Origin of the sequence: Micromonospora sp. WMMD1102, from assembly GCF_029626265.1 — a bacterium.
GTDB lineage: Bacteria > Actinomycetota > Actinomycetes > Mycobacteriales > Micromonosporaceae > Plantactinospora.
On sequence record NZ_JARUBN010000001.1, the window covers coordinates 3,424,286 to 3,447,612 of the forward strand.

At 72.8% G+C, this 23,327-nt stretch carries 24 protein-coding genes; 11 read left to right on the forward strand and 13 right to left on the reverse strand.

Annotation, left to right across the window (positions count from 1 at the left end):
- Positions 1-124 precede the first annotated feature (124 nt).
- The 4 genes from O7626_RS15275 (at position 125) to O7626_RS15290 (ending at position 3,751) form a co-directional block, all read left to right on the forward strand.
- A complete protein-coding gene (locus O7626_RS15275) occupies positions 125-1,063 on the forward strand; it encodes a ribose-phosphate pyrophosphokinase (protein ID WP_278061823.1) in 939 nt (312 codons plus the stop codon).
- A gap of 21 nt (positions 1,064-1,084) precedes the next feature.
- A complete protein-coding gene (rnhA, locus tag O7626_RS15280; RefSeq protein WP_278061824.1) occupies positions 1,085-1,561 on the forward strand; it encodes a ribonuclease HI in 477 nt (158 codons plus the stop codon).
- 85 nt (positions 1,562-1,646) lie between these two features.
- The gene (locus O7626_RS15285) at positions 1,647-2,429 is read left to right on the forward strand and encodes a Clp protease N-terminal domain-containing protein (protein ID WP_278061825.1); all 783 of its coding nucleotides are present in this window, start codon (positions 1,647-1,649) and stop codon (positions 2,427-2,429) included.
- Positions 2,426-3,751 carry an MFS transporter gene (locus tag O7626_RS15290; RefSeq protein ID WP_278061826.1) on the forward strand — a complete coding sequence of 442 codons (1,326 nt, stop codon included), beginning with the start codon at positions 2,426-2,428 and terminating at the stop codon, positions 3,749-3,751. The genes O7626_RS15285 and O7626_RS15290 overlap by 4 nt, the downstream gene beginning before the upstream one ends.
- 48 nt (positions 3,752-3,799) lie before the next feature.
- Here the strand turns inward: O7626_RS15290 and O7626_RS15295 are convergent, their stop codons facing one another.
- Positions 3,800-5,332, reverse strand: coding sequence for a PQQ-dependent sugar dehydrogenase (locus O7626_RS15295; protein ID WP_278061827.1), 1,533 nt, complete (start codon positions 5,330-5,332; stop codon positions 3,800-3,802).
- 632 nt (positions 5,333-5,964) lie between these two features.
- On the opposite strand from O7626_RS15295, the gene O7626_RS15300 reads away from it, so the two are divergent.
- Positions 5,965-8,499, forward strand: a complete 2,535-nt coding sequence (locus O7626_RS15300) for a glycoside hydrolase family 3 N-terminal domain-containing protein (RefSeq protein WP_278061828.1) — start codon at positions 5,965-5,967, stop codon at positions 8,497-8,499.
- A 197-nt stretch (positions 8,500-8,696) separates the two neighbouring features.
- Entirely contained in the window at positions 8,697-9,443 is a 747-nt protein-coding gene (locus O7626_RS15305) for a DUF72 domain-containing protein (protein WP_278061829.1), read from the forward strand.
- Between the two features lie 107 nt (positions 9,444-9,550).
- Here the strand turns inward: O7626_RS15305 and O7626_RS15310 are convergent, their stop codons facing one another.
- Together O7626_RS15310 and O7626_RS15315 are read right to left on the reverse strand one after the other, a co-directional pair.
- A complete protein-coding gene (locus O7626_RS15310) occupies positions 9,551-9,979 on the reverse strand; it encodes a DUF2267 domain-containing protein (RefSeq protein ID WP_278061830.1) in 429 nt (142 codons plus the stop codon).
- Positions 9,980-10,073: 94 nt separating this feature from the next.
- On the reverse strand, positions 10,074-10,985 hold the full coding sequence (locus O7626_RS15315) for an alpha/beta hydrolase (RefSeq protein ID WP_278061831.1): 912 nt from the start codon (positions 10,983-10,985) through the stop codon (positions 10,074-10,076).
- A gap of 75 nt (positions 10,986-11,060) precedes the next feature.
- On the opposite strand from O7626_RS15315, the gene O7626_RS15320 reads away from it, so the two are divergent.
- Both O7626_RS15320 and O7626_RS15325 read left to right on the forward strand, forming a co-directional pair.
- Positions 11,061-11,729, forward strand: coding sequence for a TetR/AcrR family transcriptional regulator (locus O7626_RS15320; RefSeq protein ID WP_278061832.1), 669 nt, complete (start codon positions 11,061-11,063; stop codon positions 11,727-11,729).
- Between the two features lie 92 nt (positions 11,730-11,821).
- Positions 11,822-12,505, forward strand: coding sequence for a hypothetical protein (locus tag O7626_RS15325; RefSeq protein ID WP_278061833.1), 684 nt, complete (start codon positions 11,822-11,824; stop codon positions 12,503-12,505).
- Between the two features lie 66 nt (positions 12,506-12,571).
- Here the strand turns inward: O7626_RS15325 and O7626_RS15330 are convergent, their stop codons facing one another.
- From O7626_RS15330 to O7626_RS15350, 5 genes are all read right to left on the reverse strand, one after another.
- Entirely contained in the window at positions 12,572-13,441 is an 870-nt protein-coding gene (locus O7626_RS15330; protein WP_278061834.1) for a DUF72 domain-containing protein, read from the reverse strand.
- Positions 13,442-13,539: 98 nt separating this feature from the next.
- The gene (locus O7626_RS15335; protein WP_278061835.1) at positions 13,540-13,938 is read right to left on the reverse strand and encodes a TraR/DksA C4-type zinc finger protein; all 399 of its coding nucleotides are present in this window, start codon (positions 13,936-13,938) and stop codon (positions 13,540-13,542) included.
- Positions 13,939-14,102: 164 nt separating this feature from the next.
- Positions 14,103-14,726: a uridine kinase gene (locus O7626_RS15340; protein ID WP_278061836.1), complete on the reverse strand. Its 624-nt coding sequence runs from the start codon at positions 14,724-14,726 to the stop codon at positions 14,103-14,105.
- A 157-nt stretch (positions 14,727-14,883) separates the two neighbouring features.
- The gene (locus O7626_RS15345; RefSeq protein ID WP_278061837.1) at positions 14,884-15,672 is read right to left on the reverse strand and encodes an ABC transporter permease subunit; all 789 of its coding nucleotides are present in this window, start codon (positions 15,670-15,672) and stop codon (positions 14,884-14,886) included.
- On the reverse strand, positions 15,669-16,583 hold the full coding sequence (locus O7626_RS15350) for an ATP-binding cassette domain-containing protein (RefSeq protein WP_278061838.1): 915 nt from the start codon (positions 16,581-16,583) through the stop codon (positions 15,669-15,671). The genes O7626_RS15345 and O7626_RS15350 overlap by 4 nt, the downstream gene beginning before the upstream one ends.
- 122 nt (positions 16,584-16,705) lie before the next feature.
- On the opposite strand from O7626_RS15350, the gene O7626_RS15355 reads away from it, so the two are divergent.
- Together O7626_RS15355 and O7626_RS15360 are read left to right on the forward strand one after the other, a co-directional pair.
- On the forward strand, positions 16,706-17,989 hold the full coding sequence (locus O7626_RS15355) for a histidine kinase (RefSeq protein WP_278061839.1): 1,284 nt from the start codon (positions 16,706-16,708) through the stop codon (positions 17,987-17,989).
- 1 nt (position 17,990) lies between these two features.
- Positions 17,991-18,647 carry a response regulator transcription factor gene (locus O7626_RS15360; RefSeq protein ID WP_278061840.1) on the forward strand — a complete coding sequence of 219 codons (657 nt, stop codon included), beginning with the start codon at positions 17,991-17,993 and terminating at the stop codon, positions 18,645-18,647.
- Positions 18,648-18,685: 38 nt separating this feature from the next.
- Here O7626_RS15360 and O7626_RS15365 read toward each other — a convergent pair whose 3' ends face one another.
- Positions 18,686-19,186, reverse strand: coding sequence for a winged helix-turn-helix domain-containing protein (locus O7626_RS15365; protein WP_278061841.1), 501 nt, complete (start codon positions 19,184-19,186; stop codon positions 18,686-18,688).
- Positions 19,187-19,496: 310 nt separating this feature from the next.
- Between O7626_RS15365 and O7626_RS15370 the strand changes: the two genes are divergently transcribed.
- Positions 19,497-20,420 carry an AEC family transporter gene (locus O7626_RS15370; protein ID WP_278061842.1) on the forward strand — a complete coding sequence of 308 codons (924 nt, stop codon included), beginning with the start codon at positions 19,497-19,499 and terminating at the stop codon, positions 20,418-20,420.
- A gap of 16 nt (positions 20,421-20,436) precedes the next feature.
- On the opposite strand, the gene O7626_RS15375 is transcribed toward O7626_RS15370, so the two are convergent.
- The 4 genes from O7626_RS15375 to O7626_RS15390 form a co-directional block, all read right to left on the reverse strand.
- Positions 20,437-21,054 carry a winged helix-turn-helix domain-containing protein gene (locus tag O7626_RS15375; RefSeq protein WP_278061843.1) on the reverse strand — a complete coding sequence of 206 codons (618 nt, stop codon included), beginning with the start codon at positions 21,052-21,054 and terminating at the stop codon, positions 20,437-20,439.
- 55 nt (positions 21,055-21,109) lie between these two features.
- Complete coding sequence (locus O7626_RS15380; RefSeq protein WP_347404790.1) at positions 21,110-21,613, reverse strand: rhodanese-like domain-containing protein; 504 nt, start codon at positions 21,611-21,613, stop codon at positions 21,110-21,112.
- Positions 21,614-21,686: 73 nt separating this feature from the next.
- Complete coding sequence (locus tag O7626_RS15385) at positions 21,687-22,169, reverse strand: cysteine dioxygenase family protein (protein WP_278061844.1); 483 nt, start codon at positions 22,167-22,169, stop codon at positions 21,687-21,689.
- Positions 22,170-22,547: 378 nt separating this feature from the next.
- Complete coding sequence (locus O7626_RS15390) at positions 22,548-23,267, reverse strand: SDR family oxidoreductase (protein ID WP_278061845.1); 720 nt, start codon at positions 23,265-23,267, stop codon at positions 22,548-22,550.
- Positions 23,268-23,327 lie beyond the last annotated feature (60 nt).

The window sequence follows — 23,327 nt, forward strand, 5'->3', positions numbered from 1 at the left end:
CGCCACTCCATCGTCGGTGCTGGCACACCATCGGCGACCCGGCGACGGCGGCCGGCCGGCGACACGGGGGCGCCGCCGACGTCCAGGTCCGGGCGGCCGGCCGCCGTTTCACTAGAGTGGCCCCGTGCGTGACATCGCGGTCTTCACCGGCAGTGCCCACCCCGAACTCGCCACCGAGATCTGCCACCACCTCGGCGTCCCCCTGCTGCCCATCCGGATCTCCCGGTTCGCCAACGACTGCCTGGAGGTGCAGTTGCAGGCGAACTGCCGGGAGCGGGACGTCTTCCTGATCCAGCCGCTGGTGCCGCCGGTGCAGGAGCACCTGGTCGAGCTGCTGCTGATGCTGGACGCCGCCCGGGGCGCCTCGGCGGGCCGGATCACGGTGGTGATGCCGCACTACGCGTACGCCCGCAGCGACAAGAAGGACGCCCCGCGCATCTCGATCGGCGGGCGGCTGGTCGCCGACCTGCTCAGTACGGCCGGAGCGGGCCGGATCCTGGCGCTCACCCTGCACTCGCCGCAGGTGCACGGCTTCTTCAGTATCCCGGTCGACCACCTGCACGCGCTGCGCGAGCTGGCCACGCACTTCCGGGGCTACGACCTGACCGACACGGTGGTGGTCTCGCCGGACCTCGGCAACGCCAAGCAGGCCGCCGCGTTCGCCCGGCTGCTGAAGGTGCCGGTGGCGGCCGGGGCCAAGCAGCGGTTCTCCGACGACAAGGTGGTGATCAGCACGGTGATCGGCGACGTGGTCGACCGGGACGTCATCGTGCTGGACGACGAGATCGCCAAGGGCAGTACGGTCTTCGAGCTGCTCGACCGGCTGCGCGAGCAGAAGGTGCGCAGCGTACGGGTGGCCTGCACGCACGGGCTCTTCGCCGCGCAGGCGCTGCGCCGGCTCTCGGCCGAGCCGGACGTCGCCGAGATCGTCTGCACCAACACGGTGCCGATCCCGGCGGGCGATCACACCGACAAGCTCACCGTGCTCTCCGTGGCCCCGGCACTGGCCGAGGCGATGCGCCGGATCCACAACGGGGAGTCGGTCAGCGCGCTGTTCGGCTGACCGGGCAGGTATGTTGCCCGGGTGGCAGAGCAGGTCGTGCAGATCTTCACCGACGGCGCGTGCAGCGGTAACCCCGGTCCCGGCGGCTGGGGCGCCGTGCTGCGGTACGGGACGGTGGAGAAGGAACTCCACGGCGGCGAGGCGGTGCCGACCACCAACAACCGGATGGAGCTGATGGCGGCGATCCGGGCGCTGGAGAGCCTGACCCGCCCGGTGGCGGTGCAGATCTACGTCGACAGCACCTACGTCCGGGACGGCATCACCAAGTGGCTGCCGAACTGGAAGCGCAACGGCTGGCAGACCGCCGCGAAGCAGCCGGTCAAGAACGCCGACCTGTGGCAGCGGCTGGAGACCGCGGCCGCCCGCCACCAGGTGCGGTGGCACTGGGTGAAGGGGCACGCGGGGCATCCGGAGAACGAGCGGGCGGACCAGCTCGCGGTCCGGGGCATGCGGGAGGCGGTCGCCGACCGGGGGCGCCGACCGGGCGTACCGGTCTGAGCGTCCCGGTCTTCGGCACCATCCGGACGATCCAGCCGGTCAACCGCAGGTTGACGATTCGTCTGCGTCAACTTACGGTTGACGCATGGAGCGCCTGCCGGTTCGTCTCGACGACCTCATCGAGTACGTCCGCCGCCAGCATCCCGCCGGGGACCCCCTCGACCGGGTCGCCGACGCGGTACTCGTCGGCGAGTACCTCGGTGACCTCGCCGACCACCTGATCGGACACTTCGTCGACCAGGCCCGCCGTTCCGGTGCCTCGTGGACCGAGATCGGGCAGAGCATGGGCGTCAGCAAGCAGGCCGTGCAGAAGCGCTTCGTGACCCGGCGGGCCGAGCAGGACGACGCCATTCCGGCCGGCGTCCTCGCCCGGTTCACCGACCGGGCCCGCAACGTGGTGACGCAGGCCCAGGCCGAGGCCAGGTACGCCGGCAGCGCCGAGGTCGGCACCGAACACCTGCTGCTCGGCATCCTGCACGAGCCGGCGGGCCTGGCCGGCCGGGCGATCACCGCACTTGGCGTCTCCGCCGAGCAGATCCGGGCCGGCGTACCCGGGACCGGCCCCGCTCCCGCTCCCGCCGCAGCCGGCGCCCACCCGACCGCTGAGCCGGTGCGGTCGGCGGATGGCTCGGACCACCTGCCGTTCTCCGCCGGAGCCAAACAGGTGCGGGACCGTACCTTCGCCGAGGCGCTCCGGCTCGGCCACAACTACGTCGGCACCGAGCACATCCTGCTCGGCCTGCTCGCCACCGAGGACGAACCGGGCGCGCGGATCCTGGTCGAACTCGGGGTGACCCGGCCCCGGGCCGAGGAGTGGATCGTCGACACCCTGCGAAAGCTGTCCCGCTCGGCCAGCTCAGGCAGGTGACCACCGCGCCGGCGGGCTCCACGACCTCCGACCACGGGTCCTCGGGCGACCGGGCGGCCCGGCGGGACCGGGACTTCCCGCTGTTCTGGGCCGGGCAGGCCCTCTCCGCGTTCGGCGACGCCTTCTCGCTGCTCGCGGTGCCGCTGCTGGTGCTGGAGGCGACCGGCTCGGTGGCCCGGATGGGCCTGCTGACCGGGCTGGTCGGCGCCGCGTCGGTGGGAGCCGGGACAGTCGCCGGTCACCTGGTCGACCGGGTGGACCGCCGGCTCCTGCTGCTCGGCTGCGACCTGTGCCGGGCCGCCGGCTATGCCAGCATCCCGCTCGGCTGGCTCCTCGGGCCGCAACTCTGGCTGGTGTTCCTGGTCGCGCCGGCCTGCGCCGCCGCCGGCATGGTCTTCCAGGTCGGCTACGTGGCCGCCGTACCGGCGCTGGTCGGCCCCGACCGGATCACCCGGGCCAACGGCCAGCTCTACGCGACGTACGCGGCGGCCGGCGTCGTCGGTCCGGTGCTGGCCGGGCTGCTCTGCGCGGCCGTCGGTCCGACCGCCGCGATCGCGATCGACGCCGGCAGCTTCGCGCTGGCCGCCCTCGGCCTCTGCTTCGTCCGGCTGCGTGTGCCGGCGGGACGCCGTGCCCGGGACGCCCCTGCCGACAGCACCGGGCGGGGCGGCGGGGCGGACCGTTCCGGCTGGGCCGACCTGCTGGTCGGGGTGCGGTTCCTGTGGCGGCATCCGGTGCTGCGCACGCTGACGCTCCTGCTGTCGGTGCTGACCTTCCTGACCATCGGGTTGACCGACGTCTTCGTCTATCACGTGAAGCACGATCTCGGCCGCTCCGACGGCTCCGTCGGGCACGTCCTCGCCGCCGCGGCCGGCGGCACGATCGTGGCCGCCCTACTTGTCGCGCCGGTCCGCCGTGCACTGGGCTTCGGCGCGTGCTGGATCGGGGCGTACGCGCTGGGCGGCCTGGCCGTCGCCGGTGTCGGACTGACCCGACAGGTACCCGTGCTCGCCCTGCCGGTCGCCACCTACACGTTCGGGACCGGCCTGGCCGGGATCTGTTCGATGTCGTTACGCCAGCAGGTCACCCCGGAACATCTGCTCGGCCGGGTTACCTCGGCGTTCTGGACCCTGCACTCCGCGCTCGGGCCGCTCGGCGCGACCGTGCTGACCGGCGCGGTCGCCCGGTACGGCACCGCACCGGTCTGCCTCGCCGCCGGGCTCGCCTGCCTCACCGTCGCCGCCGTCGCCACCACGACCCCGATCCGCGCGCCCCGCCCGGAACTGGTTCCGGACCGGGCGACCGGTCCCCGCACCGGCTGACTCGGCCGGGCAGCCTCGGCCGGGGCGTCCGGCCAGCGCCGGCCGGGGTCAGGGACTGGTGCAGGTGAGTTCGCCCGGCGGGTTGTTGGTGCCGTTCCACGAGCCGGTGAAGCCGAAGGTGGCCGACGCGTTGGGACTGAGTGTGCCGTTCCAGCTGACGTTCCGGACCGTGACCGACGATCCGCTCGCGGTCAGCGTGCCGCTCCAGAGCTGTGTGATCGTCTGCCCGTTGCCGAAGGTCCACCGCACGGTCCAGCCGTTCAGCGTGCCGGTGCTGGTGTTCCGGACCGTCACCTCGGCCTGGAAGCCGCCCTGCCACTGGTTCGTCTGCCGGTAGGTCGCGGTGCAGGCACCGCCGGCCGGCGGCGGGGTGCTGGTGGCCGGCGGGGTGGTGGTCGGCGGCGGGGTGGTGGTCGGCGGCACCGTCGGCGGCAGGCTCGGCGTCGGCGACGAGGTGGGCGGCCTGGTGGTCGGCGGCGGCGTCGCGTCGAGCGGCAGGAACCGCAGGATCCGGTCGTCGGTGGCGGCCGGGCTGCCACGGCCGTCCCGGTTGCTGGTGGCCACCCAGAGCGATCCGTCCGGGGCGCGTTCGACGGTACGCAGCCGACCGTACTGGCCGGTCAGCCTGGCGATCGGGCTGCCGGAGACCCCGCCGCTTCCGTTGAGCGGTACCTGCCAGAGCCGGGTGCCGCGCAGGGCCGCGACGAAGAGCATGTTGCCGTCGATGGTGGCACCGCTCGGTGAGGCTTCGGCGGTCGTCCAGGTGACGATCGGGTTGCGGAACCGGGGGTCGTTGCCCTGGCCCTCCACCGTCGGCCAGCCGTAGTTGCCGCCCGGCACGATGTAGTTGACCTCGTCCCAGCTGTTCTGCCCGAACTCGCTGGCGTAGAGCCGGCCCTGCGCGTCCCAGGCGAGCCCCTGCACGTTGCGGTGGCCCATACTGTAGACGAGCGAGCCGGCGGTCGGGTTGTCCGGTGGGGCACTGCCGTCCGGGCGCATCCGCAGGATCTTGCCGTTGCGGCTGGACGGGTTCTGCGCGTTGGCGGTCTGGCCGGCATCGCCGACGCCGGCATAGAGCATGCCGTCGGGGCCGAAGGCGATCCGCCCGCCGTCGTGGAAGTTGGCCCGGGCCAGCCCGGTGAGGATCGGCGTCTGGGTCTGCGGCGCGTCGAGCCGGAACCGGACGATCCGGTTGTCGCTGGCCGAGGTGAAGTAGGCGTACACGTAGCGGTCGCTGGCGTACGTCGGCGAGACCGCGAGGCCGAGCAACCCGGCCTCGCCGCCGGGCGAGACGCCGGAGATGGTGGCGACCTGCTGCGGGCTCTGCCCGGGACGGATCTGCACGACCCGGGCGGTGTCCCGTTCGGCGACCAGCGCGCTGCCGTCTGGCAGGAAGGCCATCCCCCAGGGGGCCTGGAGGTTGGTGGCGACGGTCTGCGGCCGGCTGAAGTCGAAATCCCCGGCGGCCCGCACCCCCACCCCGTCGCCCGGTGCCGCCGTCGTGTCGGCGACGGCGAACCCGGCCCCGCCGAGTACGACGGTCAGTGCCGCACCGGTGACGAGAAGTCGACTGCTCCGCATGTCGCACCTCCAGGCGGACGAGGCTCTGGCGTGAGCACGACCGCCCGACGAGACAAAGATGATTGTCAATGTAGCACCGACGCCGGTCGCGGTCTAGATCAGCTCCGCCGAGGGCGGACGAGCCGGTCCCCGCCCGGCCGGCTCGCCCGCGTCCTCGGCGGGTCGCCCCGCCCGTCGCACCCGGATGCGCCCCCGACGCCCCGGGAAGTGTTCAGCCGGGACCCGCCCCGGCGGAGATGACCATCACTCTCGCCGGACCCGCACCCAAAGGGTGGGATACGGTTCTGCTGGTTCGAGGAGTAGTCACCGCCATCCCTTCGCACGCGTCGCCGCCGACGCGCTCGCGGTGGCAGCCGGAGGTTCCGCACCCGGGCGAGAGCCGGACGATCCGCAAACTTTCGGCTGCCCGCCCGATAATTCAGTGTGATGCGGCGCACGCTACGACGCTGTGAACCTACGGTCAAGGCTTGCGCCCTCCGGAAACCTCCAAGCTACTTTCCGCGAGGTACCCTCTCGACGCGGGCCGGACTTTCCGGAAACATGTCGGAAGTACGTCTGCGCCCGCGTCCAGATCGTCGGTCCGGCGTGCGGCGGCGCCGAAGAGTTCAGCAACAAGCGACAGGAGTCTGCTCGTGAGCAGCAACCGCAATGCCGCCGACCCGGGTCGGACGACGATCGAGGTCGAGCGGCTTGAGGTCACGGGGGTGCACGACGGGCATCCGCACGACGGAAAGCTCGCCGCTGCCCGGACCGGCCAGGACGCGGCACCGGACGGCGACGCCGCTCCCGGCGACCTGCCCCGCTGGCAGGACCCGCGACTGCCCGTGGCCCGGCGGGTCGAGGACCTGGTCGGCCGGCTCACGCTGGAGGAGAAGGTCGCCCAGCTGTACGGCGTCTGGGTCGGCGGCGACTCCACCGGCGAGGACCTGGCGCCGCACCAGCAGGAGATGACCAGCGAGGCACCCGACTGGCGGTCGATGATCAGCGCCGGCCTCGGCCAGCTCACCCGCCCGTTCGGCACCGCACCCATCGACCCCGCCCTCGGCGCCCGCGCCCTGGCCCGGATGCAGCAGGAGATCGTCGCCGCCAGCCGCTTCGGCATCCCGGCCATCGCGCACGAGGAGTGCCTGACCGGCTTCATGACCTGGAAGGCGACCGTCTATCCCACGCCGCTGGCCTGGGGTGCGACCTTCCACCCGGAGCTGATCGAGCGGATGGGCCGGCAGATCGGCTCGGTGTTGCGGATGGTCGGCGTGCACCAGGGACTGGCGCCCGTGATCGACGTGATCCGCGACCTGCGCTGGGGACGCTGCGAGGAGTCCCTCGGCGAGGATCCCTACCTGGTTGCCACCCTCGGCACCGCGTACGTCCGGGGGCTGGAGTCGACCGGCGTGGTGGCCACCCTGAAGCACTTCGTCGGCTACTCCGCCTCCCGGGCGGGCCGCAACCACGGTCCGGTCAGCATCGGTTCCCGGGAGCTGGCCGACGTGCTCCTGCCGCCCTTCGAGATGGCGCTGCGCGACGGCGGCGCCAGGTCGGTGATGCACGCCTACAACGACGTCGACGGCGTGCCGCCGGCCGCCGACCCCGAGCTGCTCACCGTGCTGCTCCGGGATCGCTGGGGCTTCACCGGCACCGTCGTCGCCGACTACTTCGGGATCAGCTTCCTGCACCGGCTGAACAGCGTCGCGGCCGACCTGTCCGAGGCGGCGGTGCTCGCCCTGACCGCCGGGGTGGACGTCGAACTGCCGGCCGGCCACGCCTACGGCACCCCGCTGCTCGAGGCGGTCCGGGCCGGCACCGTGCCGGAGTCGCTTGTCGACCGGGCGGTCACCCGGGTGCTCCGGCAGAAGTGCGAACTCGGCCTGCTCGACCCGGACTGGTCACCGGTGCCGCCCGTGCTCGCCGACGGCGCCGAGCGGAGCAACGGCGAAGTGCCGGGCGTCCTCGAGGGCTCCGTCGACCTCGACCCGCCGGCCAACCGGGCGCTGGCCCGGGAGATCGCCGAGGAGTCCGTGGTACTCCTGACGAACTCCGACGTACTCCCGCTGCGCCCGCAGAGCCGGATCGCCATGGTCGGCCCGCTCGCCGACGACGTCGCCGGGATGCTCGGCTGCTACACCTTCCCCAGTCACGTCGGCCCGCAGCACCCGGAACTGCCGGAGGGCGTCGAGGTCCGCACCCTGCTGGCCGCGCTCCGGGCCGAGATGCCGGAAACCCCGATCAAGTACGCGCCCGGCGGCACCGTGGACGGCCCGGCCGAACTCGACGCCGAGGCGATCAGCACGGCCGCCGCGGTGGCCTCCGAAGCGGACGTCTGCGTGGCGGTACTCGGCGACCGGGCCGGACTCTTCGGCCGCGGCACCTCCGGCGAGGGCTGCGACGTCGACGACCTGCGCCTGCCCGGCGCCCAGGCCGAACTGCTGGCGGCGCTGCTGGACACCGGAACCCCGGTGGTGCTGGTGTTGCTCGCCGGCCGCCCCTACGCGCTCGGCGACACCGTCGACCGGCTCGCCGCGGTGGTGCAGGCGTTCTTCCCCGGCGAGGAGGGCGGGCCGGCGGTGGCCCGGGTGCTCAGCGGTGCGGTCAGCCCGTCCGGCCGGCTGCCGGTGAGCATGCCGCGCAACCCGGGCGGCCAGCCGACCAGTTACCTCAGCACGACGCTGGGCCAGAAGACCGAGGTAAGCAGCGTCGACCCGACTCCGCTCTTCCCGTTCGGCCACGGCCTGTCGTACACCTGGTTCAGCTGGCCGGAGGTGTCGGTCGAGGGTGCAGCGCCGGACGGCCCGGTGGAGGTGCCGACCGACGGCGAGGTCAGCGTCTCGGTCTCGGTCCGCAACGACGGCGACCGGGCCGGCGTCGAGGTCGTGCAGCTCTACCTGCACGACCCGGTGGCCCAGGTGAACCGCCCGGTGGTCCGGCTGATCGGCTACGCCCGGGTGCCGCTCGAAGCGGGCCAGACCCGGCAGGTGGACTTCCGGGTGCACGCCGACCTCTCCTCGTTCACCGGCCGGCTCGGCTATCGGGTGGTCGAGCCCGGCGACCTGGAGCTACGGCTCTCCGCCTCCAGCGACGACCACCGGCACACCGTCCCGGTCCGGCTGACCGGGCCCGAGCGGCGGGTGGACCACCGGCGGCAGTTCGTCGCCGAGGTGACCCTGCACTGACCCTGCCGCACCGTGACGGCGCGGCCTGTGCGCGCCTCGACTTCCCCCTCCGGCGCTCTCCGCCGGCGGGAGACTGAGAGGGCTCGCCGACCCGCCCGCCCGGCGCCCCGATGGTCGGCGGTTGGGGCGCCGGGCCCACCCGGTGCGGTGGTCGCTCGACATGTGCCGGGGCGGCCGAGCCGGCATACTGACCGGAGATGATCCTCGTCGGCACCTCCGGGTGGCAGTACCGCGACTGGCGGGACCGGTTCTACACCGGCCTGCCGCAGCGGCGCTGGCTGGAGCACTACGCGGAACGGTTCAGCACGGTCGAGGTGAACAACGCCTTCTACCGGCTGCCCGAACGGGACGTCTTCGCCGCCTGGCGCGCCCGTACCCCGGACGACTTCTGTGTGGCGGTCAAGATGAGCCGCTACCTGACGCACGTCAAGCGGCTGCGGGAGCCGGCCGAACCCGTCGCCCGGTTCCTCGACCGGGCCACCGCGCTCGGCGACCGGCTCGGCCCGGTACTGGTGCAACTGCCGCCCAACCTGCCCGCCGACGTCGCGGCGCTGGCCGAGGTGCTGGCCCGGTTCCCCGCCGGGGTGCGGGTCGCGGTGGAGCCGAGGCATCCGTCCTGGTGGACGGCGGCAACCCGGCGGGTACTCGAACGGTACGGCGCCGCGCTCTGCTGGGCGGACCGGCGCGGCCGGCCGGTGACCCCGCTGTGGCGTACCGCCGACTTCGGTTACCTGCGGCTGCACGAGGGCCGCGCCGAGCCCCGCCCCCGGTACGGCAGGACGGCGCTGCGCTCCTGGCTGGACCGGATCGGCACGACCTATCCCGGTGCCGAGCCGGTCTTCGTCTACTTCAACAACGACCCGGGCGGCGCGGCGATCGTCGACGCGGGCGCACTCGCCGCGCTCGCCCGGCACCGCGGCGTCCCGGTCAGTCGGACACCGTGACCGCCGCCCGGACACCCTGACCGTCGCCCGGGCTCGCCCGGCACCGCGGCGTTCCGGGTCAGCTGACCGTCTCCCGCCGGCCGGGGGCACACCCACCCGCACGACCGCTACGGCATGATCGTCGCGAAATCGTTCGGCATGCTCGACCTGACGTCGTCCCACTCGCCCTCGGTGACGTGCCGACGCAGCGCGTTCAGCACCGTGTTCACCACGGTCGCCGGGCCGCCCTCGACGTCGAACGGGAACCCGGCCCGCACCTCGTAGAGGAACTCCTCCCGGTTCAGCTTGATCGGGACGACGCTCGGCTCCCAGCCCTCGAAGTAGATCCCGCGCACCAGCACCGGCAACTGGGCCGCGAAGTGCACGCTCTCCTGCACCGGCAGCCGGTCCCGGAGCAGGTGCAGTACGGTCCGCAGCGCCGCGTACGACTGGTTGCGGCGCTCCTTCGGCCACCCGTACGCCTGCTCGATGTCCTTGAGGATGAGGTTGGTCTTGTCCAGCGACGACTCGAAGACCGAGTACGAATTGTTCGGCACGACTGTTCCCCCGTCCCGGCTCGGCTACTGCCCACCCTTGCCATGCTCGCCCTCCCCGGGGTGAGGCCCGCTCACCCCGGCCGGGTGAATCCCGCTAGCTGCCGTCGCGTGCCGGGCCGGTCGGGCGCCCCTGCCGGGCGAGCCGGCGGATCTCGTCGGCGTAGCTGGTCCAGTGCTCACTGGTGACGAAGTGCCCCAGGCCGGGCAGGATGCGCAGCCGGGCGCCGGGTACGGCGGCGGCGATGTCCCGGGCCGCCGCCGTCCGCAGCAACGGGTCGCGGTCGCCGTGCAACACCAGGGTCGGTGCGGTGATCCGGTCGAGCCGGTCCCCCTGCCACTTCGCGCCGACCTGACGGCTCTGCGCCCCGGCGTCCCGGAGGCTGGTGACCCCGTGCGCGGCGTCCTTGTCGACGAACTCGCGCACGTCGCGCTCGTCGACGTGCCGGCCGGGTGCCAGGACGTCGACGACGGCCACCGCCAGGGCCAGCCGGCCCGCCGGGGTGTCCGGGGCGCGCAGCCGGGCGAACCGCGCCACGGTCGTCGGGCGCAGGTAGCGGAGTACGCCCAGACCCCTCGCGTCGCTGGGCACGGCCGCAGAGGTGCTGACGGTCAGTACCCGCGCCGGGTGGCGGATCGCGATGCGCTGCGCCACCAGCCCGCCCAGGGAGTGCCCGAAGACGTGCGCACGCGGCCAGCCGAGGGCGTCCAGCACGGCGACCGCGTCGTCGGTCAGGTCCTCGGCGCTGTAGGCGGGGGCCGGGCGCCGGAGCAGGGCACCGATCGGCGAGCCGGCGGGGTGGTCGGGCAGGTGGGTGGACTCGCCCGCGTCGCGCTGGTCGTAGGCCACGACGTGAAACCCGCGACGCACCAGCTCGCCGACCAGCCCGGCGGGCCACCAGAACCGCGAGACGCCCAGTCCCATGACCAGCAGCAGCGGTTCACCGCCCGCGCCGCCCAGCTCCTCGAACGCGATGCGGATTCCGCCGTTGTCGGCAAAGCGCGGCATCGGGACCTCCATTCGCAAACGGTGTTCGCGAACAGCGTACCCGAGGCGGTAGGCTGGCGTCGACGAGGAGGAGCAGTGCCGGAACACGAATCGACGATCTGGATGCGCCGGGAGCAGGCACCGGTCGGACGCCCCGCCGAGCGCAGCCGCACGGAGATCACCACCGCCGCGCTGGCGGTGGCCGACCGGGAGGGCCTCGAAGCCGTCTCCATGCGGCGCGTCGCCGCCGCCCTGGGCACCGGTGCCGCCTCGCTCTACCGCTACGTGGCCAACCGGGAGGATCTGCTCGACCTGATGACCGACAGCGTCGCGGCCGAGTACGCCCTCTCCGCTCCCACCGGTGACTGGCAGGCCGACCTGCTCGCGGTCGGCCGGCAGACCCGCCAGATCATGCGTCGGCATCCGTGGTTGCCGACCCTGGTCGTCAGCCGCCCCACCCTCGGACCACACGGGATCGACCTGCTCGAACACGTGCTCGACGTGCTCGCCGACCATCCCGCCGCACCCGGGCGGAAACTCGAGGCCTTCGCCCTGCTGAACGCTCTGACCGCGCTATTCGTCCAGAACGAGCTGGCCGCTACCGCACCCGGCACCCGGCGCCAGGCCAGCTACCTTGCCCACGTGGCCGCTTCGGGCGCGCACCCCCGGATCGCCGCGCTGCTCGCCGACGGCGCGGCCGAGGGCGGACCGGCGGACCCGTTCGACACCGTGCTCGTGGCTGCCCTGACCGGTGTGCTCGGCTGAAGCAGCAACGCCGCACCGGAACCACGCAGCCGACCGCCGGCCGGGAGGGCAGCGGAGCAACGCCGTAGCACCGGCTCGCTACCGTGCCTCGGGTGACTCCTCGTCGTGACCGCTGGCTGCCCTGGCTGCTGACCGGCTGCGTCCTGTCCGGCGTGGCCGCGTTCGTGTTCCTGGCCTTCGTGGTGTCGATGGCGTTCGACCCGCCGGCCGGCACCGAGGCGCCGAAGGTAACCGACTGGATGCAGGGCTGGGGCAGCATCACCGGGGTGCTGGCCGGTGCCGCCGCTGCGGTCGCCGCCGCCTGGCTGCTGGTGCACGAGCGCCAGCAGGCGCGGGAGGCTCGGAAACAACTCCGGGAGGAGCGGGCCGAGGCGGAGAAGACCGCAGCCCGGGCAGTCCAGCACCGGAGTGTGAAGGCGACCGTGTCCAGAACCGAAAACGGTAAAAGACTGCTCACATTCTCCGTTACCGTGGCTAATTACGGAGCCGAGCCGGTTCGTGGAGTTTCGGCCCTGCTCTCGTCGGTAGAGCGGCCCCGGGGCTATATTCTGCGAGTGGGTGAGGTTATTGGCCCACACAGTGAGCTGCGCGCATCAGCAAAGTGGCCGCTCCCGGACGGGCCTGAGCCGCGCAGGAGCGGCAGCGAGTTACAACCCGCATTTGTGACTGTGAATTTCTTCGATTCCGCTGGCCGCGAATGGGTACGAGTTGACAACGGAGAGCCCGCTCGCGGAACGCTCGACCTTCCGCGTAACCATGACGTGTTCGAGGAATAAACGAATGATCCGGTCGAGCTTCCGTACTGCGCGCCCCGGTGCTTCCATGGTTGCCGGCGGCGTCGCTCAACCGGCGAGGAGGTCGTTGAGCCGCGCCGCGTTCGTCTGCGCGTAGTCGCGATAGCAGTTGTTGAACAACACGTGTGTCTCGGTCGTCTCGTCGGCGAGTTCGCGCAGCTTGGGCGCCCAGTCCGCCAACTCCCGCTCCGAGTAGTGGTAGCCGAACTTCTGGTGGATGTCCTTGCTGGTCCACTTGTCACTGTGCCCGTGGAACCGGACCACCGCCAGGTCGGCGGTGGCGGCCAGCACCGGCGGCACCGACGAGCGGTGTCCCTGCGGCATGTCGACCGAGACGTACGCCAACTCGTGCTCGCGGAGGAACCCCAGGGTCTCCTCCCGGTTGCCGTCGGCGAACCAGGAGGCGTGCCGGAACTCGAAAACCGGCCGCAGCGGACCGCAGCGCCGGGAAACCTCCAGCAGATACTGCTTGTTGTCCCGCTTGATGGTGAACCAGGGCGGGAACTGGAACAGCAGCGCACCGAGTTTCCCGGCCCCGGCCAGCGGCTCCAACGCGGAGAGGAACCGGGTCCACACCTCCTCGTACGCCTGCGCCGTCAGGTCGCCGGGATAGACGTTGCGCTTCTCCGTCTCCGGCCGCAGGTCCTTGTAGAGCGCGGAGACCCGGGTCGGGTGCCCGGTGAGCAGGCTGAACGCCTTGACGTTGAAGGTGAACCCGGCCGGGGTGCGCCCGACCCACAGTTCGGCGGTCCGCTGCGCGGGCGGCGAATAGTAGGTGGCGTCGACCTCGACAAGTGGAAACCGCTCGGCATAGTAGGCCAGCCGCCGCTCCGGAGTGTCCGCGCCCGCCGGATACCAGCCCGACTCCAGCAGGGTCCGGTCGGTCCACGAGGCCGTGCCGACCTTGATCTCACCCATGACCCCAGTTCACCTGCTCCGGGCAGGACGGGCAAGCCGGGAGCGGCGCCGCGGAACGGGCGGGCGGTCCACCTGGCGTCGTCGTCGACGGCGTCCGCTCAGGCCGCCCGGCGTTCCCGGGACTGCTTGCAGGTGACACAGGTGGTGGCGGACGGGAAGATCTCCAGCCGCTCCACCGGAATCGAGTCACCGCAGCCCTCACACCAGCCGTACGTCCCCTCGGCCAGCCGACTGAGCGCGTGCTCGAACTGGGCCCGCCGGTCGAGGATGGTGCGCAGCAGCGACTGTGCGGTGTCCCGCTCGGCCGTCTTCGTACCGCTGTCCGCCTGGTCGTCGCCGGCCGTGTCGCCGACCTCGACCAGCCGGAGCACCTGGCTCTGCGCCAACGTCTCGTCGTACTCGACGGTCAGCTCGTCGTAGCGGGCCTGCAGGGCGCGGCGGATCTGGTCGCCGTCGGCCGCCGAGCGGCGGGTGCCGATTGCCTCGTTGACGAGCATGCGCTGCCTGCCTTTCCGTCGAAGGATCGGATGCGTCGCCTGAACGGTATTGTCCGGGTCGCTCCGTTCTGAGCAGCGCGATTACCCCACCCTCCAGCCCGCCAAACCGCCAACTTCCCGCCGCCGGGAAGGGCTGGGGTTCGCCACCGGCCGCGGCGGTGGCGTCACTCGACGAGGGCGGGATGGCGGGGGTCGTCGAGTCGGACGACGACGTCGGCGAAGGTCGTCGGGGCCACCTCGTCGGCATACCGGGCGAACGCCGGCAGGGTCCACCGCTGCGCCTGCGGAGTACGCCGGGCCAGCGCGCCGGGCGAGAGCACGAGATGCACCGCCACGTCGAAGGGGAGGCTGCCGCCGAGCAGGATCGGCCCGCTCACCAGCAGCACACCGCCGGGCGGCAAGGTCAGGTACCCGGCCCGGGTGGCCCGGTCGGTCTCGGCGTTCCACAGCGACGGCAGGATCCGCCCCGAGCCGGCCGGACCGGCGGGATCGAGTACCTCACGGCGCAGTCCCGGCTCGTCGAGCCAGCCGAGATAGTAGGCGTCCGGATTGGTCCGCCCCTGCTCGTAGCGGAGTGACGCCGGCCGGAGGAAGTCCGCCGCGTCGATCCGTACCGCCGGGCGGCCCCGGACCCGCAGCGGGTCGACAAGCGCGTCCGCGAGCCGGTCCGGCTCGGCGGCCGGCGGCCCGTCGACGGCCACCCGCAACCAGCCGTCGGCGCGCTCGGCGGCCAGCCGGTCGGCAAGCTCCTGCACCAGCAGCTCGGGCGTGATCGGGCGGACCCTCATCCGACCATCCTGCCCCGACCCGGACCGGACGAAGCCTCCCGGCCGGGAGGGTGACCCAGCCGACGCGCGCCGGAGATGGGCGGCGGGACAGGCGAAGCCTGCCGGCCGGCACGGGTGACCGAACCGGCGCGGGCCGGCGGCGGGCGAGCGGATCGGCTCAGGCGTCGCGGCGGCGTAGTACCAGGTAGCCGCCGAGCAGGGAGGCGGCGGTCCAGAGCAGGAGGAGGGCGATCCCGGTCCACGCACCGTAGTCCCGGGCCCAGCGGGCCTCGTCCTGCGACCCGGCGAGGTGCAGGATCACCCAGCTCGTCTGGTCCGGCAGATACTGGGTGACCTTACGCAGCCCGGGGATGTTGCCGAGCCCCTGCGAGCCGAGGAAGAAGATCGGCAGCAGCACCGCCAGCGCGCGTACCGGACTGCGCAGCATCGCCGCGACGCCGAGCGCGAAGAGGCAGAGCAGCACCAGGTGCAGGAAACCGCCGACCAGCGCCGGCAGGGCACCCTCGGCACCGAGGCCGACGCCGTACCGGCCGAGCGCGGCCTGCGCGGCGAAGAAGCAGACCAGCACGGTGGGCAGTGCGACGGCGGCGGCGAGCAGCGCCGTGCCGAGCACCTTGCCGAGGTAGCAGTGGCCCCGGCGCGGCACCGCGAGCAAGGTGACCCGGATGGTGCCGGAGCTGTACTCCCCCGCCATCACCAGGATCCCGAAGACCACCAGTGGAAGCTGTCCGAGCGTCAGGCCGTAGAAGGCGGGGAACAGCGGGTCGAAATCGAGCCGCTGCGCCGGGCTCTGGGTGGCGAAGCTCAGCCCGGCCAGCAGGCTGACGCCGACGCCGAGGACGACCGTCGGCAGCAGTGTCCAGACGGTCGACCGGAGGGTACGGATCTTCGTCAGCTCGGCCAGCAGCACCGCGCCGATCCCGGGGGTCCCGGTCGCCGTATTCACCGTTCGCCTCCGACGGATCGGTACCGCACCGCCGTGGCGGTCAGCCGCATGAACGCCTCCTCCAGGGATGCCTGCCGCACGCCCACCTCGTGCACGGTCAGCCGGTTGGCCGCGATTAGGTCGCCGACCCGGGCGGTCTCGACGTCGTACGCCAGCAGCGCACCGTCCTCCCCCGCCTCGACCCGGATTCCGGCAGCCGCCAGTACGTCGCGCAGCCGCTCCGGCTCCGGGGTAAGGATCCGGACCGCCGAACCCGAGTTCGCCGCCACGAACTCCCGCATCCCGGTGTCGGCGAGCAGCCGGCCCTGCCCGATCACCACCAGGTGCTCCGCGGTCAGCGCCATCTCGCTCATCAGGTGGCTGGAGACGAGGACCGTCCGCCCCTCGGCCGCGAGCCCGCGCATCAGCTCCCGGATCCACCGGATGCCCTCCGGGTCCAGCCCGTTCACCGGCTCGTCGAAGAGCAGCACCGGCGGGTCGCCGAGGAGTGCGGCGGCGATGCCGAGCCGCTGCACCATGCCGAGCGAGAAGGTACCGACCCGCCGCCTCGACACGCTCTCCAGGCCGACCAGGGCGAGCACCTCGGCGACCCGGGAACGCGGGATCCGGTTGCTCTGCGCCAGCCACAGCAGGTGGTGGTACGCGCGGCGTCCCGGGTGCGCCGACCGTGCCTCCAAGAGCGCCCCGACCGCACGCAGCGGCACCGGGTGCTCGGGATAGCTCCGGCCGTCGACGAGTACCCGGCCGGCGCTCGGGCGGTCCAGGCCGAGGATCATCCGCATCGTCGTCGACTTGCCCGCGCCGTTCGGGCCGAGGAAGCCGGTCACCTGCCCGGGGCGGATCGTGCAGGAGATCCCGTCCACCGCCAGGGTCCTGCCGTAGCGCTTGCTGAGCCCGTACACCTCGATCACGCCCGTCACGCTAGGCGGCGCCGGTCGCCGGGACAGTCCTCGAAAGTGGGTCACTCCGTCCACCAACGTCGACGCGTCGCTCGACGTTCCGGCGGGGTTGGCGGTGGACGTAACCTGCTGGCATGCGCCGACACCTGCTGCCCGTCGTCGTACTCCCCGTCGTCGTGCTGCTCGCCGAGACCGGGTTCGCGCTGGCCGGCGCCCGCGAACCGGCACCCTCGGCGGTGCTCTGGCACGCCACGCTGGTGGCGGTGGTCATCGGAGTACGGCACCGGGCCGCGGTCGCCGGGCTGATCGGCGCGCTGCTGCTCCTCGCGCTCTCCGACGGCGGGTACGTGCTGCTGCTCTGGGCCGCCTACCACGCTGGGCGGGAGTCACTGACCCGGGCCGGCACCGTGACGCTGGCCGGGGCGTTGGGCGGCGCGCTCGCCGTGGAGCTGCTGACCGCGCCGGCCGATCCGCGGACGATCCCGAACCTGGTCTCGACGTACCTGGTCTTCGCCCTGCTTCCGGTGCTGGTCGGGCGATACCTGGCCCAGCACGAACGGCTGGTCGCCAGCCTCGACCGGCACAACCGGCAGCTGCGCCGGGAACGGGAGCTGCTCGCCGAGCAGGAGCAGCTCCGGGAGCGGCTGCGGATCGCCCGGGACATGCACGACTCGCTCGGCCACCGGCTCAGCCTCGTCTCGGTGCAGGCCGCCGCACTGGAGGTGGCCGAACTGCCGCCGGTGCAGCGGCAGGCGGTGCGGCAGCTCGCCGGGGCGGCACGCGGCGCCCTGGACGAGCTCTACGAGCTGGTGGGTGCGTTGCGCGGCGGGTCCGGTGCCGACCGGCGGGCAACGGGGACGGACCGGATCGGCCCGCTGGTGGCGGAGTTCCGGGCCGCCGGGATGCCGGTCGAGCTGCGCGAGGAGGGCGAGGCGGTGCCGCTGGGGGAGGCGGCCGGGCAGGCGGCGTACCGGGTGGTGGAGGAAGGGCTGACGAACGCGCTCAAGCACGCACCGGGGCGGCCGGTGACGGTGGGACTGCGCTGGGAGACGGACGCGCTGCTGCTCACCGTCGACAACCCGCTGCCCGAGGCCGGAGCACCGGCCCCGCACGGGCAGGCGGGGCACGAACTGACGGCACACGGGCTGACGGGGCACGGGCTGACGGGGCTGCGGGAACGGGCGGAGCAGGCGGGCGGCTTCGTCGCGTACCGGATCGTCGAGGCCGGGGATTCCGCCCACCCGGACAGCGGCGCCCGGTGCTGGCGGCTGCTCGCGATGCTGCCCGCCGCCGGGCCGGCCGACGAGCGCGTGGAACCGCCCGGACGGCCGGGAATCCGTACCCTCGTCCTCGGGCTCGTCACCGCGGCCCTGATGTTCGTGGCGATGCCGGCGAGCATGCTGCTGGGGGTGCGCTGAGATGATCAGGGTGTTGCTCGCCGACGACGAGCCGCTGATCAGGGCCGGCATCCGCGCGGTGCTGGAGTCGGCCGGCGACGTCGAGGTGGTCGCCGAGGCCTCCGACGGCGGCGCGGCCGTCGACGCGGCGTTGCGGCACCGGGTCGACGTGGCGCTGCTCGACATCCGGATGCCGGTGCTGGACGGGCTCGACGTCGTCGACGAACTTGGCCGGCGGCTGCCCGGACTGCGGGTGGTGATGCTCACCTCGTTCGGCGCGGAGCCGAACGTGCTGCGCGCGGTGCAGGCCCGGGTCGCCGGGTTCGTGCTGAAGAACTGCACGCCGGAGGAGCTGATCCTGGCCGTCCGGGCCGCGCACGACGGCGACGCCTACCTCTCCCCCGCGATCACCCGGCTGCTGCTCGGCATGGTGGCGCCGGAACCGGCGCAGCGGCAACGGCAACGGCAGGCGCGGGACCGGCTGGCGGCGCTTACCGCCCGCGAGTCGGAGATCCTGCGCCTGGTAGCCGAGGGTCTGTCCAACGCGGAGGTGGGCCGGCGGCTGCGGATGACCGAGCTGACCATCAAAACCTACGTGAGCCGGATCCTGGCCAAACTCGACTGCACGAACCGGGTGCAGGCGGCCCTGTTGGCCCGGGACGCCGGCCCCACCCCCTGACGCTGTCGCTCACCGAAGGACGCGGCGGTGGCCCCGACTCAGGCGTTGCGGTCGATTGTCACCACGGCGTCGTCGGCCAGCCGGTAGCCGACCCCGTAGACGGTGGTGATCAACGGTACGTCGCCGACCTTGCCGCGCAGCCGCCGGATGTGCACGTCCACGGTGCGTACCCCGGTGTGCTCGTAGCCCCAGACCGCGGTGAGGAGCTGGAGCCGGGTGAAGACCCGCCGGGGATGCGCCACCAGGTGCATCAGCAGGTCGAACTCCAGCCTGGTGAGTGGCAGCGGCTCGCCGCCGAGCAGCACGGACCGGGAGGCGGCGAGGATGTGCATCTCGTTGGCCCCGGTCGCGGTGGAGGTGCCCGGCCGGGCCGGAGTACGCGGCGCGGCGGCCTCGGCGCGGCGTTCCGGCTGGCCGACGAAACCACCGCTGATCGTCGCCTCGCCCCGTTCGACCAGTTCGCGGGCCGCCTCCAGCAGCCGGCGGGCCGGTGCCGTCAGCACCTCGTCGTTGCCGACCAGCGGGATGCTCAGTGTCACCGTAAGTGTCGGCGCGCTCGACCCGGCGGGCCGGCGGGACGCCCCGGGCGGTCGGCCGGGGCCGACCGGCTGGGCGCTGTGCCACCCGGTACGCGAGGAGGCGGGGCTGACCGACATGGTTCTCCTTGGCTGCTCCGGGTGTTCCCCCACGGCCCGAACCGCCGCTGACTCGATGCTTCCGGGCACCGGGGCGAGGGTCAAGGGGACACGACGATGCATGAATGTGACAATCGACAAACTCAACGAAATCACTTGCTCGCTCTTAGTACCAGATCCGTTCGCGCTCCGCACACCCGGCAGGATGGTCAACATGCGGGGGGTGCTGACGGGATTCGGCGTGATCTGGTCGGTGACCCTGGTCGGCTACCTCGTCGGGCGGTACAACCTGCTCGGTCCGCACGGCACCACCGTCATCGCCCGGCTGGTCTTCCTGATCGCCACGCCGGCACTGCTCTTCGGCACCCTGGCCCGGTCCACAGTGGCCGATCTGGCCACCCCGGCGCTCGCCGCGTTCGTGCTGAGTACCGTGATCGTGGCGGCGGTCTATCTGCTCGTGGCGCACTTCGGCTGGCGCCGCCCGGCCGGCGAGACGACCGTCGGGGCGATGTCTGCGTCGTACGTCAACGCGGCCAACCTGGGGCTGCCGGTCGCCGCGTACGTGCTCGGCGACGTCTCCTTCGTCGCCCCCGTGCTGATCTTCCAGGTGCTGCTGGCGGCCCCGCTGTTCCTGGGGGTGCTGGACGTGACCACCACCGACCGGGGGCTGTCGGTACGCCGGCTGGCCCTGCTGCCGACCCGCAACCCGATCATGCTCGGTTCGGCGGGCGGGGTGCTGGTCTCGCTCTCCGGCTGGCAGCCGCCGGCCGAACTGCTGCGCCCGTTCGACCTGGTCGGCTCGGCGGCCGTCCCGCTGGCCCTGCTCGCCCTGGGCATGTCACTGCCGGGCAGTCGCCCCCTGGCACCCGGTCCCGGGGCCGCCCAGCGGTACGTCGCCGTCACCCTCAAGATCGTCGTGCAGCCGGCGGTGGCGTACCTGATCGCCCGGTACGCGCTGGGGCTGACCGGGCCGGCCCTGCTCGCCGCCGTGGTCACCTCGGCCCTGCCGACCGCACAGAACGTCTTCGTCTTCGCCACCCACTACCGGCAGGCGCAGTCGCACGCCCGGGACGTCGTGGTGCTCTCCACAGTCGTCGCCGCCCTCTCGCTCACTGCGATCGCCGCCCTGCTCGGCTGAACCCTGGCCGGGAGGCTCAGGCAGCGTCGTCAATCCGCACCGGAGCGTCGTCGGCGAGCCGGTAGCCGATGCCGTGCACAGTGGTCACCAGCCGCATCGACGGGGGCACCTTGGCACGCAGCCGGCGCACGTGCACGTCCACGGTGCGGGCGATGGCGTGCTCGTAGCCCCAGACGTTGCTGAGCAACTGCAACCGGGTGAACACCCGCCGGGGGTTGCGGGCCAGGAAGACCAGCAGATCGAACTCCAGCCGGGTGAACGGGACCGGCCGCCCGTTCCGGAGCACCACCCGGGGCGCGGTAAGCACCCGCAGCAGTCCGGTCCCAATGTCCGCCGCGGGCATGGACGCGCCGTCCGGCAGGGCGGCGGACACGGCGCCATCGGGCAGGGCGGAGGCGGTGCCGTCCGGCAGGCGGGTCTCGGTCAGCACGTCGGCGCCCTGGTCACGCAGTTGGCGAACCAGCCCCAGCAGCATGGTCAACTCAGGGGAGTACCGTCCGCCGACCAGCGGCAGGTCGACGGTGACCCGGACGACCGGTGCGGTCTCGGCGGCCGGTGACCGGCGCCGGGGTGCTCCCGCCCGGTTCGGCCCGGCCGGCGACGGCGTACGCGGGTGGATGGCGACGACCGACATGGAGACTCCTTCGTGGGACGTTGGTCCGGTCCGCCCGCGTGCGGTGGCGCGCGGGTCAGGTGAGCGCCCGCCGGGGGATCGCCGGCGGGACGAGGTCGGGTTGGGCGAAGACGTCGGTCGGCCCGAAGGCCGGCAGCCCGAGCCCGCGCCAGGCGACGAAACCGCCGACGATGTCGGTGGCCCGGTGCAGGCCGAGGTCCTGGAGCGCGACGGCGGCCAGCGACGAGGTGTACCCCTCCTGACAGAAGACGACGACCGGCAGGTCGTACCGGTCGGCGATCGGGAGCCGAGCGGTACTGCGAGGATCGAAGCGCCACTCCAGGACGTTCCGTTCCACCACCAGCGCGCCGGGGATCGCGCCGGTGGCGGCCCGCTGTGCGGCGGGGCGGATGTCCACGAGTACCGCACCGGCGCGGGCGGCGAGGTGCCCCGCTTCCGGGTCCAGGCGGCGCAGCCGCACCCGGGCGGCGGCGAGGATCTCGTCGATGCTCCGCGAACCGGCCGGGGCCTGCGCTCCACGACAGCCGTCGAGCGGCTCCCGGAGGTAGGTCGGATTCACCGTGCTGTCCTTCCGTCGGGTCGGGTCCGGCACTCGTCTCGAATCCGGAACTCGTGTCGGATGCCGCGCCCGGTCACCAGGCGACTCCGGCCTCGGCCACCTCCGCGACCCGCAGCCGCCCACCGTCGAGCCGGTAGCGGGTCATGCTGCGCAGTGCGGGACGGTAGACGTGCACGCTGACGGCGGGCCGGTCACCGGCATTGCTGACCTGGTGCACGTGTCGGGCGCCGAACCGGCGACCGGCACCGGCACCGAGTTGCCGGGGACGCAGCCGGCCGTTGGCCACCGTCTCCTCGACAAGCGTTCCGGAGACGACCAGGAAGGCACCGGCGGCTCCGCCGTGGTCGTGCAGGTCGGTGTGCTGGCCGGGCAGCCAGGTGAGCAGCCACACCTCGTGGTCGACGGCGCTGGCCAGACGGTGGTACCAGCGCTGCGCCGGATCGAAGCGCAGCGGCACCGGCCAGCCGGCGGGACCGGCCGCGTCCGAGGCGTACCGGTGGGCGATCGCCAGCGGATCCGGTCCGCTCGTTCGCGGGTGCGAAGAAATCGAGATCATCTCTGGTCCTCAGGGGAGGCGTGCCACTAGCTGCGATGGTAGCCCATAAAACCTATCTGCTTAGTAGGTTTTATGGCAAGACCGCGCCACCCCTGCGACTCGGTTGTCTGTCCGGGGCCGCCCCCGGCTACTTTCCCGTCGCCCCCTGACGGTTCGGTGGCCGGCTGACGAACGCCCGCCAGGCGACCGGCGCGAAGCCCAACACCGGCCCCGACCGGCTCGCCGGGATCATGGGCGTGGTGCGCGAGGGCGGCGAGATCCGGCCCGGCGACGAGATCACCGTCGAGTTGCCCCCCGAGCCGCACCGCCCCCTCGACCGGGTCTGACCGCGACCGGGTCTGACCCCGCGTGGGCGAGCCCAGTCCGTCGGCGCGCAGCTCAGACCAGCAGGCCGCCGGTCGCCCGGATGTTCTGCCCGGTGATCCACTGCGCGTCCGGCCCGACCAGGTAGGCCACGACGGCGGCGATGTCCTCCGGCTGGCCGAGCCGCCCCAGTGCGGTCAGGGTGGTGGCCTGGGCCAGCGTCTCGGCCGGGTTCGCCCCCCGGAGCATGTCGGTGTCGGTGGCGCCGGGCGTCACGGTATTGACGGTGATGCCCCGGGCGCCGAGTTCCCGGGCGGCCACCGCCGTGAACTGCTCGAGCGCGGCCTTGCTGCCGCAGTAGAGGGCGAGACCCGGAGCCGGCAGCACGGTGTTCAGGGTGGAGATGTTGACGATCCGGCCGCCGTCGCGCAGCAGGGTGGCCGCCTCCCGCATCGCCAGCAGCGGAAACTTGGCGTTGACCGTCATCACCCGGTCGAACTCCTCGGCCGTCAGCTCGGCGATCGGCGTGGCCGGCCCGATCCCGGCGTTGTTGACCAGGATGTCCAGTCCGTCGCGGACCGGTGCGAACATCGGCTCCAGGCTGGCCAGGTCCGCCTGGTCGGCGCGGACCGCGACCGTACCCTCGAATCGGCCGACGACTTCGTCGGCCGCCGCCCGGTCGTCGCGGTAGGTGAAGACCACCCGGGCGCCGGCCTCGGCGAGCCGTCGGACGATCGCCCGGCCGATCCCCCGCGAGCCCCCGGTGACCAATGCCGTCCTGCCGTTCAGGTCCATGCGATCGGAGATTAGCCGGACCGGGCGGATCGGCGCGACCAGGACGCCACCGTCGACCGT